The sequence below is a fragment of the Enterococcus sp. DIV1307a genome, assembly GCF_050537425.1.
Lineage (GTDB): Bacteria > Bacillota > Bacilli > Lactobacillales > Enterococcaceae > Enterococcus > Enterococcus faecalis.
The window spans coordinates 2,612,438-2,625,978 of record NZ_CP172914.1 but is presented as its reverse complement, the minus strand read 5'-3'; the positions used below and the strand labels follow the sequence as shown (position 1 = coordinate 2,625,978).

16 protein-coding genes are annotated in these 13,541 nt (G+C 39.9%); 14 read left to right on the top strand and 2 right to left on the bottom strand.

Annotated elements, in window-relative coordinates; genetic code table 11:
* The first annotated feature begins 104 nt into the window (after positions 1 to 104).
* On the top strand, positions 105 to 521 hold the full coding sequence (locus tag IGL90_RS12830) for a hypothetical protein (protein WP_048737428.1): 417 nt from the start codon (positions 105 to 107) through the stop codon (positions 519 to 521).
* Between the two features lie 147 nt (positions 522 to 668).
* Here IGL90_RS12830 and IGL90_RS12825 read toward each other — a convergent pair whose 3' ends face one another.
* Positions 669 to 1,556 carry a MurR/RpiR family transcriptional regulator gene (locus IGL90_RS12825; RefSeq protein WP_048737430.1) on the bottom strand — a complete coding sequence of 296 codons (888 nt, stop codon included), beginning with the start codon at positions 1,554 to 1,556 and terminating at the stop codon, positions 669 to 671.
* 374 nt (positions 1,557 to 1,930) lie between these two features.
* Here IGL90_RS12825 and gnd point away from each other — a divergent pair, with 374 nt between their 5' ends.
* From gnd to IGL90_RS12760, 13 genes are all read left to right on the top strand, one after another.
* Positions 1,931 to 2,866, top strand: coding sequence for a phosphogluconate dehydrogenase (NAD(+)-dependent, decarboxylating) (gene gnd, locus IGL90_RS12820; protein ID WP_002378979.1), 936 nt, complete (start codon positions 1,931 to 1,933; stop codon positions 2,864 to 2,866).
* A 12-nt stretch (positions 2,867 to 2,878) separates the two neighbouring features.
* Positions 2,879 to 3,880: a D-isomer specific 2-hydroxyacid dehydrogenase family protein gene (locus IGL90_RS12815; RefSeq protein WP_010778003.1), complete on the top strand. Its 1,002-nt coding sequence runs from the start codon at positions 2,879 to 2,881 to the stop codon at positions 3,878 to 3,880.
* Positions 3,881 to 3,894: 14 nt separating this feature from the next.
* On the top strand, positions 3,895 to 5,001 hold the full coding sequence (locus tag IGL90_RS12810) for an iron-containing alcohol dehydrogenase family protein (RefSeq protein WP_010778002.1): 1,107 nt from the start codon (positions 3,895 to 3,897) through the stop codon (positions 4,999 to 5,001).
* A 12-nt stretch (positions 5,002 to 5,013) separates the two neighbouring features.
* Positions 5,014 to 5,850, top strand: coding sequence for a PTS mannose/fructose/sorbose/N-acetylgalactosamine transporter subunit IIC (locus IGL90_RS12805; RefSeq protein ID WP_002354902.1), 837 nt, complete (start codon positions 5,014 to 5,016; stop codon positions 5,848 to 5,850).
* Positions 5,851 to 5,870: 20 nt separating this feature from the next.
* Entirely contained in the window at positions 5,871 to 6,743 is an 873-nt protein-coding gene (locus tag IGL90_RS12800; RefSeq protein WP_002354903.1) for a PTS system mannose/fructose/sorbose family transporter subunit IID, read from the top strand.
* Between the two features lie 21 nt (positions 6,744 to 6,764).
* The gene (locus IGL90_RS12795) at positions 6,765 to 7,271 is read left to right on the top strand and encodes a PTS system mannose/fructose/N-acetylgalactosamine-transporter subunit IIB (RefSeq protein WP_002354904.1); all 507 of its coding nucleotides are present in this window, start codon (positions 6,765 to 6,767) and stop codon (positions 7,269 to 7,271) included.
* 77 nt (positions 7,272 to 7,348) lie between these two features.
* Positions 7,349 to 7,801 carry a PTS sugar transporter subunit IIA gene (locus IGL90_RS12790; RefSeq protein WP_002354905.1) on the top strand — a complete coding sequence of 151 codons (453 nt, stop codon included), beginning with the start codon at positions 7,349 to 7,351 and terminating at the stop codon, positions 7,799 to 7,801.
* Between the two features lie 23 nt (positions 7,802 to 7,824).
* Positions 7,825 to 8,898, top strand: coding sequence for a mannonate dehydratase (gene uxuA, locus IGL90_RS12785; protein WP_010778001.1), 1,074 nt, complete (start codon positions 7,825 to 7,827; stop codon positions 8,896 to 8,898).
* 4 nt (positions 8,899 to 8,902) lie between these two features.
* Positions 8,903 to 9,556, top strand: a complete 654-nt coding sequence (locus tag IGL90_RS12780) for a bifunctional 4-hydroxy-2-oxoglutarate aldolase/2-dehydro-3-deoxy-phosphogluconate aldolase (RefSeq protein WP_010778000.1) — start codon at positions 8,903 to 8,905, stop codon at positions 9,554 to 9,556.
* A gap of 167 nt (positions 9,557 to 9,723) precedes the next feature.
* A complete protein-coding gene (locus tag IGL90_RS12775) occupies positions 9,724 to 10,194 on the top strand; it encodes an ASCH domain-containing protein (RefSeq protein WP_002354908.1) in 471 nt (156 codons plus the stop codon).
* Positions 10,195 to 10,369: 175 nt separating this feature from the next.
* Entirely contained in the window at positions 10,370 to 10,588 is a 219-nt protein-coding gene (locus IGL90_RS12770) for a YdbC family protein (protein ID WP_002381076.1), read from the top strand.
* A gap of 16 nt (positions 10,589 to 10,604) precedes the next feature.
* Positions 10,605 to 11,489: a YicC/YloC family endoribonuclease gene (locus tag IGL90_RS12765; RefSeq protein WP_002398169.1), complete on the top strand. Its 885-nt coding sequence runs from the start codon at positions 10,605 to 10,607 to the stop codon at positions 11,487 to 11,489.
* Positions 11,490 to 11,544: 55 nt separating this feature from the next.
* A complete protein-coding gene (locus tag IGL90_RS12760; RefSeq protein WP_002383233.1) occupies positions 11,545 to 11,850 on the top strand; it encodes a hypothetical protein in 306 nt (101 codons plus the stop codon).
* A 43-nt stretch (positions 11,851 to 11,893) separates the two neighbouring features.
* Here IGL90_RS12760 and IGL90_RS12755 read toward each other — a convergent pair whose 3' ends face one another.
* Positions 11,894 to 13,375, bottom strand: coding sequence for a DUF1958 domain-containing protein (locus tag IGL90_RS12755; RefSeq protein ID WP_002398168.1), 1,482 nt, complete (start codon positions 13,373 to 13,375; stop codon positions 11,894 to 11,896).
* Positions 13,376 to 13,541: the final 166 nt, after the last annotated feature.

Here is a 13,541-nt window from a genome sequence, read left to right as displayed (position 1 = left end):
ATAGGCAAATAAACTGTGCTTGTTTAAAGGGAACAAGGAAGGGTACACTGCTTTAATGACCGATAGCTTTTCAGCGCTATGGAATGGAACAGGAGGAGATAATTATGAAAAAAATCGGGTATCTTTGTTGTATTATTTTGTTCATATTTTTAACGGAGTGTAGTCATAATGAAAAAGAAAGCGGACATCTTTTAGATAACAATTCGTTTCCATTGATACTTACCACGATCACTGAACAGGAAGAAGACCTAACAAAAGGTTCAATTTTTTTTAATAAGGATAAAACCATGACGTTTGAAAAAGAATATTTGGTTAATCCAAATAATGAAGACACACTAAAAACAAGTAGAGGAGAAAAAGAGGTGTATCAAAATATTAAAATAAAAGAAAATAGAGATAGTTATGAAATTACTGGTCAGTTGGACAAGAAAACGAACACAATAACGTTTAAAAAAGTTGATAAAGGAAAACGTCTATCTGATGCAGAAGGAAATGTGTATGGCGATTTCGGTGGTAAATAGAAAAATGGTCAGAAGTTTTAAAGGGCAAATATAATACAATTCCGTTTTAATTGAAACTAGATATTTTAACAATTGGCTGCCGCTTAATTAGTATTTCAATGTGAGATACTAGTTAAGCGGTAGCCAATTTTTGTCACCGACTTTCCTTTACGACAAATAATGCGGATCGGTCTTAGTCGTGCTAATGTTGTCGCGGATTTTTTTCAAGGAATCGGCATTTTGATCAAAATTGTGATACATCGTATTTGTATATAAAATATCCATTACCGTTAAGTAACTAATCCGTGAAGCCAAGGATTCCGCACGAAACAAGCCTTCTTCAGTGACGACAATAATTGCTTCGTCGGACAAGCCTGCCAACTCTGAACCGCTGTTACCGGTTAACGTAATCATTTTTGCGTTGGTTTTTTTAACTTGTCGTGCTAGGTTGATTGATTCTTTGGTTTTGCCTGAATGGGAAAAAATAAACACGCAATCTTCACTGGTTAATTTTGTGACAAAACTTAACTGCATGTGGTAATCAAAAATGTAGTTGCACCGATAGTTGGTCCGAATGAATTTATGGAAACTATCAAAAGCCACAATCGAGGAGCCGCCTTGCCCAAAAAAGTGAAGCGTTTTGGCAGAGTACATCAAAGCCAACACGTTATCTAACAGCTCCTTTGTTAAGAACTGTGTGGCGTTACTGAGGGAATAAATATTGGCTTGTAAGACTTTTTTAGCAATGGTAATACTATCATCATCTGGTGAAATATCATCGGCGCCATTCACGCTATTGATGTTTTGAAAAGTCGGCTGATAATTAGAATTTCTAGCAATATCAATTTTAAATTCTTGGAACCCAGAATAGCCAATCTTTTTTACAAATTGATACACGGAAGATTGGGAGACGCCAATTTCGTTGGCAAGACTTTCTAACGTCATTTGTGTCAATAATGATTCAGAATGAACAAAGTAATCGGAAATTTTCTTTTCTGTGAGGCTCAAATTCGGTTTTTTGATCCGAATCCGTTGATCCAAATAGTGGTTTTTCATTAACACGTTCCTCCAATCTTATTTTTTAAAATAGAATGAATGCCTTTTCATTGTTGGTATAGACTGATTATAGTGGAAAAAGAGGACAAATACAATTTCTCTTTTTCTCCACAAAAAAGAAATTCTTTAAAAAAAGCCAAAAAAAAATAAATAATCTTTTTTCTGAAAAATGAAGGGGTCTTGAAAAGACTTCTCTCAACTAAAGAAAGTAGCCAGTAAAAAGAACGTGATACCAAGAGATTTACTTGTGTTTTTTGTATGAAAGCTCCTTAAAAATAAAAACGTTTTACCTTTTGAGTAGGCAAGATTTTTGCTAAAAAATAAAAAATATTTTTTAATTAGTGTAATCGTTTACATTATTTTTTTTATCCTTTATGATTGAAGTATCAAAAGAGGCAGGTGAAAGAAAAATGGACATTGGCTTTATTGGACTTGGGAAAATGGGTTTGAACATGGCATTAAATGTTCACGAACAAGGCTGGCCCATTATTGGCTTTGATGTAACAAAGGAAGCAAGAGCGACTGCTAGAGAACAGGGTCTTTCCGTTGTAGATTCGTTGCCGGAATTATTGAAAGCGCTTAATAAAAGGAAGGTGATTTTTTTAAGTACCCCCGCTGGTCAGATTACCAATCAATTAGTGGCAGAATTGGTAGAGCAATTAGCACCAGAGGATATCATTGTGGATAGTGGCAATTCAAATTTTCATGATAGTGTTGCGAATGCTCAGCTTGCTAAGGAAAAAGGAATTTATTTTATTGATTGTGGTACTTCTGGTGGCATCAAAGGAGCGCGGGAAGGAGCGTGTTTAATGGTTGGCGGTGCGCCTGAAGCTGTCAAGGTGTTAACCCCATTTTTTGAAGATTTAGCTTGTGAACAAGGGTATCTTTATGCTGGAAAATCAGGAGCTGGTCACTATTTGAAAATGGTGCATAACGGGATTGAGTACGTCATGATGCAAGCCATGGGCGAAGGATTCAATTTATTAGAAGCTGCCGAATATGATTTTGCGTTGGAGAAAGTAGCCGATGTGTGGAATCACGGCTCGATTATTGAAGCTCGCTTGATGGGCTTAGCGAAAGAGGTTTTTGCGGAAAATCCTACGTTAGCCAATTTAGAAGGGAAAGTTGCAGCAAATGGCGAAGCCAAATGGATGATTGAAGAAGCATTGCGTTTGGAGATGCCCGTCCCAACTACGGCGTTGTCCTTATTTACTCGAAATGAAAGTATGCTAGCAAATCATTTTTCAAACAAAGTGGTCGCTTCTTTGCGACAAGGATTTGGCGGGCATGAAGTCGTAAAAAGTCAGTAAAGGAGTTTAGTCATGTTAAAAAAACAAAAAATTGCCATAGTGAATTCCAGTAGTTTTGGTCAAATTTTTCCTGAACACTTGACGCGCTTAGAAAAAATAGGCACCGTGAAGCATTTTACAGTCGACAGTGAAATTGGTGGCAAAGTGTTAGCGGAACGTTTACAAGGATATACGATTATTATTGCTAGCGTGACGCCATTTTTCACGAAAGAATTTTTTGAACATAAAGATGAATTGTTGCTGATTTCTCGCCACGGCATTGGGTATAACAACATCGATTTAGACGCTGCAAAACAGCATGACACAATTGTTTCCATCATCCCAGCTTTAGTAGAACGAGATGCCGTGGCGGAAAACAATGTCACAAATTTACTAGCTGTTTTACGGCAAACCGTGGCTGCAGATGCCAGCGTTAAAGCAGATCAATGGGAAAAACGAGCGAATTTTGTCGGTCGGACGTTATTTAACAAAACTGTGGGTGTCATTGGTGTTGGGAACACAGGAAGTTGTGTCGTGGAGACGTTACGAAACGGATTTCGCTGTGACGTGTTAGCGTATGATCCCTATAAATCCGCCACTTATCTGCAAAGTTATGGAGCCAAAAAAGTAGACTTAGATACGTTGCTAGCTTCAGCAGACATCATTTGTTTATGTGCCAATTTAACTGAAGAAAGTTATCACATGATTGGCTCGGCGGAAATTGCCAAGATGAAAGACGGCGTCTATCTTTCCAATAGCGCACGAGGCGCCTTGATTGATGAAGAAGCCATGATTGCCGGTTTGCAATCGGGCAAAATTGCTGGGCTTGGGACAGATGTTTTAGAAGAGGAACCAGGTCGGAAAAATCATCCTTATCTTGCGTTTGAAAATGTAGTAATGACGCCGCACACCTCCGCTTATACCATGGAATGCCTGCAAGCGATGGGAGAAAAATGCGTGCAAGATGTGGAAGACGTGGTGCAAGGTATTTTACCTCAACGGGCAGTGCAAGAAGTCAGTCGTTACGTTAGTTAAGAAGGAGGAGGAGCATGTTAACTGATTTAAAAGTGAAAGTTGGACCGCAATTTTATCGTTACCACGAAGGCGCCTTAGCTTCGGTGCCGTCACTTTTCAAGGAATATCACGCCCAACGAATTTTGGTGGTGCATGGCACCGTATCCTTTGAAAAAGCTCAGCCATTTTTGCCCTTCTTGGCAGATTCAGAGTATCAATTCTTCTATCACACTTACACAGGAGAATGTAGTTATTTTGGCGCCGAACAAATTTCACAGCAAATAAAGGAACACCAGATTGACTTTCTTCTGGGAGTCGGCGGCGGTAAGTTAGCCGATTTAGTGGGCTACAGCGCCCATTTAAACAATCTGAATTTTGGCTTAGTCCCTACTTTGGCTAGTAACTGTGCGCCGTGGACACCGTTAGCTGTGATGTATCAAGAAAATGGCGCGGCCGAAGGCAAAACGGAACATTTCTTTCGCCAAGCTGCGTTTTTAATCACTGATCCTAAGTTGCTTCTGGATGCGCCCCGTGATTATTTTGTCGCTGGTTTAGCTGATACGTTAGCGAAATGGTATGAATCAGAGACCATTTTACGCCAAGCCCATTTGCAAGGGGAACCCTTTTTGCAATTAGCGGGAGCGACCGCCAAGCTTTCGCAAGAAGCGATTATGCGGGACTCAAAAACAGCCTTAGCAGCGATGGACGAGGGCAAACTCACGCCTGAATTTGTCCATCTTTCAGAAATTGTTTTCGCTGTTTCTGGATTAGTCGGCGGCTTCGGCGACAAATACGCCCGCAATGCAGCAGCACACGCCATGCATGATGCTATGAGTAAATTTTTACCAAAAAGTCATGACTATTTACATGGCGAAAAAGTAGCTTACGGCATCTTCTATCAATTAGCATTGGAAAAAAGGTGGGCCATCATAGACGCATTAATCCCCTTTTATCAAGAGCTAAACTTACCCATGTCGTTACGACAAATGGGCCTTTACCCAGAAGAAGAAGCAGTACTCGATGCAATGGTTCAATTTATTGATTCAAAAGAAAAGGTTCATTTAATTCCTATTGAGATTTCGGAAGAACGTTTACGTCAAGGGATTGAAGAGCTAGAAAAGTATATCCAAAACCAAGGATAAGAAGGAGGAACTATGGAAACGTTAAGTGTTTTACAAAGTTTGATAATGGCGCTTTGGGTGGCAGCAATTATGTCCAGATGGCTTGGAGGAGGAGCAACGTTAACGTTGCGTTTCTCGCCCTTAATGACAGGGTTAGTAGCAGGTTTAGTGATGGGCGATGTCCCGAAAGCGATGATCGTCACCGCAGCATTACAAATGATTTACATGGGTGTTTTTTCACCAGGTGGCTCTATGCCAGCAGAACCATCAATTGCGGCAGCGATTGCTGTGCCAGTTGCGTTGCTAGGGAATTTGAAGCCGGAAGCGGCTATCGCCGTAGCGGTTCCTGTCGGTCTTTTAGGAAGTTATTTATATCAATTCCGTTTCTTTATTAACACGTTTTTAGGGAAGTATACCGATCGTGCGGTGGCTGAACTAAATTCTAAAAAAATTGCCCGCTCAATTATCTGGTATCCAACGATTGCCTCATTTATTTTATTCGTTCCATTAGTCTTTTTTGCTCTTTATCTAGGGGCACCAGTCATTGCCGATATTATTAAAGCATTAGAAGGAACCGTTGTGATTCACGTGTTAGAAGTAGTCGGTGGTGGTTTAGCCGCAATTGGGATTGCGACAACGGTCTATGTCATTGGTCGAAAAGATTTCTTGGTTTTCTTTTTCCTTGCATACTTCATGAGTATCGTCTTTAAGTCATTGGAAATTACCATGGTAACGTATGCCATCTTTGGCGTAATTATTGCGTTAATTTTTGTGCAAGTCCAAAAAGGCAAACCTGTAGCAGAAAGTGCTGGTTCCGCCAGTGCCACCACTGATTTTGATGATGATGACGATTACGATGACGGGTTTTAAAAGAAAAAGGAGGAACTGAAATGACGGAAACAACAGAAAAAGTCGTGCCGAAAACAACGAATTTAGCACCAGAAGAAATTACCAATAAAGATGTTACAAAAGCCTATCTCCGTTGGCATTTTGCCAATGAAATTCCCCATTCCTTTGAACGTTACTTGGCGCCTTCGTTATTGTACGCAATGATGCCACTTTTAAAGAAATTATATAAAGACGATGAACAATTAAAAGCCGCTTATATGCGTCAACTGCTGTTTTTCAATACGCAATTAAGCTGGGGCGGCGGGGTCATTACTGGGTTGATGGCTTCCATGGAACAAGAGCGGGCCAAAGAAGAACATGAAGGCCGCGAAATCATGATGCAAGATGATTTAATGTATAACACCAAAGCTGGCTTGATGGGCGCGTTAGCGGGGATTGGTGATGCGATTGACTCAGGTACGGTTCAATATATTTTTATTGCGATTGCGGTGCCGTGGGCGCAACAAGGTAGCGCATTAGGTGCGATTTTCCCCTTTGTCGCGTTTGCCCTTTATCAAGTACTGCTAGGTGTGTTCTTTGCGAGACAATCCTTTAAAATGGGGCGGAATGCCACAGGCTTAATGCAAAGTGCGGGGATTCAAAAAGCTATTGAAATGTTATCTGTTTTAGGGTTGTTCATGATGGGAATTTTAGCTGGTAATTATGTCAAAGTTTCTTCAACCCTTCAATTTAAACTTTCTGGCCGTGAGTTTGTGGTCCAAGATATCCTTGATCAGATTGTCCCAGGACTCTTGCCGCTAGCTGTCGTAATGGGCGTGTATTGGTTCTATACGAAAAAAGGCTTGAAAGTTACGCAAGCATTATTGTGGTTAACAGGTATTTTAATTGTCTTAGCAACAGTCGGTATTTTATAAAAAGAAAAGGACGTGAATCAGATGGGCGTAGTAAATTTAGCAAGAGTAGATGAACGATTAATTCATGGACAAGTGATGGTGACCTTGTCCCAAAAAAGTGGCGTTAATTCCATTTTCGTTGTCGATGAAGTGGTGGCAAAGGATAAATTTATGCGTGATTTATACAAAAGTGCAGGCAGTCGGACAGGACAAAAAACCATTGTCATTACGCCGGAAAAAGCTAAATTTTATTGGGATGAATACCAATTCAAAGAGTACAACTGTATTTTAATCGCTAAAACCGTCTCTGTAATTTATGACTTAGTAAAACACGGAGTCCCTATGAAGGAGTTAAACATCGGCGGTATTGCACAGAAGAATCCAGAAAAAGATTTATTAGTAACCAAATCAGTTTATTTAAACAAAGAAGATGCCGAAAAATTAAAAGAGCTACATGAGGTGTATGGCGTAGAAGATATTTATTTCCAAGCAACGCCTTCTGCACCAAAAACTAGTTTAAAAGAGGTTTTAGGCAAATTTAATTTATAAAAAAGGTCAGTCGCTTGAGTCATTGCATGACTGTTTGAAATAATGACTCAAGCCACTGAATTGAAGGAGGAACTTTTATGTTAGGGATTGTGATTGCTACACACGGTGCACTAAGTGACGGTGCGAAAGACGCAGCTACCGTGATTATGGGCGCAACCGAAAATATCGAAACCGTTAATCTAAATAGTGGAGACGATGTCCAAGCACTAGGCGGGCAAATTAAAACAGCGATTGAGAACGTCCAACAAGGGGATGGCGTGTTGGTCATGGTTGACTTATTAAGTGCGAGTCCTTACAATCAGGCAGTTTTGGTGATTAACGAACTCGAACCAGCACTACAAAAGAAAATCTTTGTGGTGAGTGGTACCAACCTACCAATGGTCTTAGAAGCGATAAACCATCAATTATTGGGCACACCGATTGCTGAAGCGGCGCAAGCGATTGTTGCGCAAGGCAAAGAAAGTGTGCAAGCATGGGATATTTCTATGACTTCCTTTGAGGATGAAGAGGATGAGGACGATGATTTTTAAGAATGTAGTAAAGGGTGAAAGCAATGAAATGGGGATTTAGATGGTACGGAGCGGCAGGCGATGCCATTCCGTTAAAACACATTCGACAGATTCCAGGAATTACTGGCGTTGTCGGTACCTTGTTAAATAAACTACCAGGTGATGTTTGGACAGTAGCCGAAATTCAGGCACTTAAACAATCGGTGGAACAAGAAGGATTAGCACTTTTAGGAATTGAAAGTGTCGCTATTCATGATGCCATTAAAGCGGGAACGGATCAACGAGACCACTATATTGATAATTATCGCCAAACGTTACGTAACTTGGGGAAATGCGGAATTTCCTTAGTGTGCTACAGTTTCAAACCTATTTTTGGTTGGGCTAAAACGGACTTGGCGTATGAGAATGAAGATGGCAGCTTATCGTTGTTATTTGATCAAGCTGTGGTAGAGCACATGCAGCCAGAAGACATGTATCAATTAATTCACAGTCAGTCAAAAGGATTCCGGTTACCAGGTTGGGAAGAGGAGCGTTTGCAACAATTTCAAGAATTGAAAGCTATGTATGCCGGCGTAACAGAAGAAGATTTGGTCGAAAATTTGCGCTACTTTTTAGAACGTGTGATTCCTGTCTGTGAAGAAGAAAATATCAAAATGGGGATTCACCCCGATGATCCACCTTGGGAAATTTTTGGTTTGCCAAGAATCACTAAAAATTTAGCGGATTTGAAACGAATCCTTTCCTTAGTGGACTCACCAGCAAATGGGATTACATTTTGTACAGGTTCCCTTGGTGCGGATCCGACGAATGATTTGCCTACTATGATTCGTGAAATAGGTCACAGAATTAATTTTGTTCATTTCCGCAATGTGAAGTATTTAGGTGAGCATCGTTTTGAAGAAACGGCGCATCCTAGTGTCGCTGGTTCGTTAGATATGGCGGAATTAATGCAAGCACTGGTAGACGTAGGGTATGAAGGCGTTATTCGCCCTGACCATGGGCGGGCAATTTGGGATGAAAAAGCGATGCCTGGTTATGGTTTATATGATCGAGCAATGGGGTTGACCTATATTCAAGGACTGTACGAAGCAACCAAAGCCAAACAAAATAGGAAGTGACAGAATGGAAACAAAAGTTGAAAAAAATCAACTGTATCAACAATTAGCGACATGTAAACTTTTACCACTATACACTGCAACAGATTTACGCTATTTGCCACAAGTAGAATCAGTCTTAGTAGAAAACGAATTACCGTTTATTGAAGTCACTTTTCGGAGTCAGCTGGCCTTGCCTGCCATCAAACAACTTGCTGCTTCAGGAAATTTAATAGTAGGCGCAGGAACTGTTCGAACCTTGAAAGAAGCCCAAGAGGCAGTAGCGAGCGGTGCACAGTTCATTGTTTCCCCAGCGATTGTTCCAGAAGTCATTGATTTTTGTCTGGCAAATGAGGTGCCTATTTTTCCAGGAACAGCTACGCCTGGGGAGATTCAGCGAGCGCTGGCGTATGGCTTACGAGTGGTTAAATTTTTCCCAGCCGATATTTACGGCGGGTTAAAAGCCATTAAAAGTTTAAGCGGTCCGTTTTATGATGTTCAATTTTTACCAACTGGTGGGATTGATGAAACAAACTTTATAGAGTATGTGGAAGCAGAAGAAGTATTAGCAGTGGGCGGATCCTTTATTTTATCGGAAAAGATGCTTCAAGAAGATGAAGCTTCGGCACGCCAGCATGTTCAATCTTTACTCACGAAAATCAAAGAACGACAAGCAAAATAAAAAGATGGGCTAAGTTTTGTTACTTAGTCCTCTTTTTTTTCTGTCCAAATACTACTGTCATTATTTTAGTTTTCATTTTGTAAAAATAGTATAGGAGAAAAGCAATCAGTTATGTATAATTAGTGAAAGAAGGTTGCGTGAAGTAAAAATAAAAAGGAGAGCAAAGGATGTTAAAAAATGTAGAAGTGTTCTGGCAAAACTTTTTAGATAAACATGAATTAGATATGTTGATGCCCGATGTGTGGATGTTTGGTGATGGCTCTTCTGAGATGGGTAACCGTTTGGGTCAATTGGTTGTTTCTGGTCGTAAGACAGCGACATGTTCTTCTTTAGATATTTATAAGATGGAAGAAGAACAACTCCCTAAAGCTGGTCAATACGACATAATTTTAGATGGTCAGTCTCAACCGCTGGCTATTATTCGAACAACCAAAGTTGAAATTATGCCCATGAACAAGGTCTCAGAATCTTTTGCACAAGCGGAAGGTGAAGGAGATTTGACATTGGATTATTGGTATGAAGAGCATGCGCGGTTCTTTAAAGAAGAACTGGCCCCCTATCAGCTACAATTTTATCCCGACATGCTGTTAGTTTGCCAAAGTTTTGAAGTGGTGGATCTTTATACAGAAAAAGAATAGACAGAGAAGCGGTGACTGACACTATTGAAACGAGCAGTCGTCGCTTTTTTTACTGATTTTTTGAAAAAGTTGCGTATGTTTATATAGACAGGGTGATAGAAAAGAGATGTGTATTTTAAGTGTCGAGGAAAAGATGGTACAATAACCTAAGGAATACTAACAAGGAGTGAATGTTATGAAAGAAGAATTTTCATATGAAATTTTAGAAGAAGTCGCTGTGTTATCTGAGAATGCTCGTGGCTGGCGTAAAGAATTGAATTTAATTAGTTGGAATGGTCGTCCACCAAAATTTGATTTGCGTGAGTGGGCCCCTGATCACGAAAAAATGGGTAAAGGCATCACCTTAACTAACGAAGAATTTGCTGAATTAAGCAAAACAATTAAATCCATGTAAAAGGAGCACCCTGTCAATGAAAAGTATGACTGGATTTGGAAAAAAGACCATTCAAAATGAAAATTATCAATTGGATGTTGAAGTCAAAAGTGTCAACCAGCGGTTTTTAGATATTCTATTGCGTATGCCAAAGGAACTGAATGCCTATGAACTGGTGATTCGGCAAGTAATCAAACGCACGTTAAAACGTGGACGTGTGGAAGTCTATGTAAATCTCCAAAAAATCGGCAACAATCAAAAAGAAGTACGCGTGCAGTGGGACTTAATTGATCAATTATTAACTTCGGTAGATCAACATTTAAAGGAAAACTATCCGGAAGCAACGTTTGATGCAGGGGACACGGTCAACCATTTATTAAAGCAAAATGATTTTGTCGAAATAGTGGAAGCAGAAATCGTTGATCAGACATTTGAACCATTTCTTGTTCAAGCATTTGAAGCAGCCATCGCTAGTCTTGACCAAAGCCGTGTGCAAGAAGGAACGCAAATTAAACAAGTCCTGCTTGACTATGTAGCAGTGTTGACCCAATCAATTCAAGAACTGCAAGCGTTTGTGGGCGTTTTTGAACAAGAATACCGTCAACGTTTTGAAGCGAAATTAAACGAATGGTTAGGTAGCCAAGTGGATGAAACACGCTTATTAACAGAAATGGCCATTTTATTGGAAAAAGGCGATATTCATGAAGAATTAGATCGTTTGGATATCCATATTGATAAGTTGCATCAGTTGCTTGACGAAACAGAACCAGTGGGCCGAGAACTAGATTTCTTAATTCAAGAAATGAACCGTGAAGTCAATACGATTGGTTCGAAATCAAGTCCAATTGAAATAAAAAATAGTGTCGTTCAAATGAAAACAACCTTAGAAAAGATTCGTGAACAAATTCAAAATGTCGAATAGAGAAAATGGTTTCGTGTTTTTCCAGAAAACGCTATAATATAGAAGTAACGAATAAATGACAGAGGTGAAAGCAATGACTAAATTTTATGATGTAACCTTTCAAGAATTAAGTGGTCGTTCTGTGGTAAAAACAGAAGTCGCTTCAGACAGAGAACCATTTGACGTCTGGCAAGATGCTTGTGCAAGCTATTCTGAAACAGAATTAAATATCCAAATTAACGAAGACACGTTTGTTACTTTGAATCGTCATTTTGTTGTTCGCATTGACGTGAAAGAAGTTGACGGCCCTGTCGACAAACAAGTTCGTCGTCGCGATGAATTGATGAACGTGGTCAATACGCTTTCTAATATGGGCTTATAAAAAATGCCACCAAGCATTTCACGCTTGGTGGTATTTTTTTTAATTAGAATAAAAGAAACAAGCCAACGGCGCATAGGAAAGAAAGAACTGCGGCACTTAAAAAGATTGTCCGCATGGATGCAGTTTTACTGCTTTCTTTGCCGTGTTTTTTCTGACGTTCTAAACGTTTTTGAAGCTGACGGGTAATTACTGAGAAAATCAGCCCGAAAAGGACTAAAACACTTGTGGCAATCGATTTGGGAATAAAATGATTCGGTTCTGCAACGGTGGTGTCCCCAGAATGTTCGTTTGATTCTTCCGCAGCTTCCGCTGTTGTTTGTTTTGGCTTAACTTCTTGGTAAGCCACTTTTGGCGCTTGAACCGTACTATTTAATAATGTCAAGGGCGTGTCGACTTGCACCTGCCCTGCTACTAATTTAAAAGTAGGCTGACTGCCTTTGGGAACGACACCGTATAAATCGTTAGCCAAAGTGACTTTTTTGTGATCAATGGTTTGTGGTCCTTTGTCTAAAAGTTTTTTGCGTTCGTATGTCGTATAGGCATAGTCCAGCAAAGCATTCCCAGCCACATGCCGTTCGTATTCACCATCTTGGTTTTGCCAATTACCAACGCCTAAAATGACTTCAATTAAACGGAAATCTCCTTGTTTGACAGTCGCAATATAGTTAAAGCCGCCTGTTGGACTAGAGCCTGTTTTTAAACCATCCACGCCTTGATAACCATACTTAGCGCCTGGTAAAGAATAATTGTATGCTTCAAACGTTTCCTCGTAAGGCGTGCCGACCATTGTTTTCACCACTGGTTTATTGGTGATTTCTAAAATTTCTGGATAATTTTTCAGAAAATGATAAGTTAGTGAAGCTAAATCTCTAGCTGTAGAGACGTTATCGCCATTTGGGTCAATTCCTTGCATTTGATACAGGCCGTTAAAGGCACTTGCTTGCGCCCCACTGCAGTTGTAATAGGTAGTATTTGTCATCCCTAATTCAGCCGCTTTTTGATTCATTAAATGAACAAAGTCAGTAGGCTGGTCCCCTGAAATTAAATTTGCCAACATGAGAGTCGCCACATTAGAAGAGGGGACAGCAATCATTTTTAATAGTTCACGGACTGGATAAGCAACACCTAACGTAATTTTGTTATTACTAATGGCATATATTTTAGAAATATCGACATCTTTTTGCGTAGCAGTCACAGTGGTATCCATTGTAAATTTTCCTTGCTCCATTGCTTCAAAGGCCAAGTACATGGTCATCACTTTGGCAATACTGGCAGGATTCCACGCTAAATCTGGTTGCTGCGACCAGAGAATTTCTCCAGAATCAGCATCAACAACGATGGCTGCTTTGGGAATGCCATCCTCTTTCAGGGTCGTCCCCATTTTTTTAGCAATCGCGGTAATATCTTCTTCTGCGTGAGTCACAGTAGGTTGGGCAAAAAAGGCCCCACAACTGACGACTAAGCCTAGCAGAAACAATGTAAATGGTTTAATTCGTGCGATGTTTCTCAGTCCTTTCTTATTCACGTTTTTTCATCCTAAAGGAGTCATCACTTCATTTTACTTAAAAAATGGCTGCCTGTATAGGAATTCTAGGTAATTTGTTTAAAAAAAGAACAAGTTATGAAAGCCAAATTAAAGAAGAAATGTTATTTTTTCAGTGAATCTCCAAGAAAGTCTTGAAAATTGCAGA

Coding starts and splice junctions, on each gene's coding strand:
- IGL90_RS12830 (WP_048737428.1), top strand. CDS start 105: ATGAAAAAAATCGGGTATCTTTGTTGTATTATTTTGTTCATATTTTTA.
- IGL90_RS12825 (WP_048737430.1), bottom strand. CDS start 1,556: ATGAAAAACCACTATTTGGATCAACGGATTCGGATCAAAAAACCGAAT.
- gnd (WP_002378979.1), top strand. CDS start 1,931: ATGATTGAAGTATCAAAAGAGGCAGGTGAAAGAAAAATGGACATTGGC.
- IGL90_RS12815 (WP_010778003.1), top strand. CDS start 2,879: ATGTTAAAAAAACAAAAAATTGCCATAGTGAATTCCAGTAGTTTTGGT.
- IGL90_RS12810 (WP_010778002.1), top strand. CDS start 3,895: ATGTTAACTGATTTAAAAGTGAAAGTTGGACCGCAATTTTATCGTTAC.
- IGL90_RS12805 (WP_002354902.1), top strand. CDS start 5,014: ATGGAAACGTTAAGTGTTTTACAAAGTTTGATAATGGCGCTTTGGGTG.
- IGL90_RS12800 (WP_002354903.1), top strand. CDS start 5,871: ATGACGGAAACAACAGAAAAAGTCGTGCCGAAAACAACGAATTTAGCA.
- IGL90_RS12795 (WP_002354904.1), top strand. CDS start 6,765: ATGGGCGTAGTAAATTTAGCAAGAGTAGATGAACGATTAATTCATGGA.
- IGL90_RS12790 (WP_002354905.1), top strand. CDS start 7,349: ATGTTAGGGATTGTGATTGCTACACACGGTGCACTAAGTGACGGTGCG.
- uxuA (WP_010778001.1), top strand. CDS start 7,825: ATGAAATGGGGATTTAGATGGTACGGAGCGGCAGGCGATGCCATTCCG.
- IGL90_RS12780 (WP_010778000.1), top strand. CDS start 8,903: ATGGAAACAAAAGTTGAAAAAAATCAACTGTATCAACAATTAGCGACA.
- IGL90_RS12775 (WP_002354908.1), top strand. CDS start 9,724: ATGTTAAAAAATGTAGAAGTGTTCTGGCAAAACTTTTTAGATAAACAT.
- IGL90_RS12770 (WP_002381076.1), top strand. CDS start 10,370: ATGAAAGAAGAATTTTCATATGAAATTTTAGAAGAAGTCGCTGTGTTA.
- IGL90_RS12765 (WP_002398169.1), top strand. CDS start 10,605: ATGAAAAGTATGACTGGATTTGGAAAAAAGACCATTCAAAATGAAAAT.
- IGL90_RS12760 (WP_002383233.1), top strand. CDS start 11,545: ATGACAGAGGTGAAAGCAATGACTAAATTTTATGATGTAACCTTTCAA.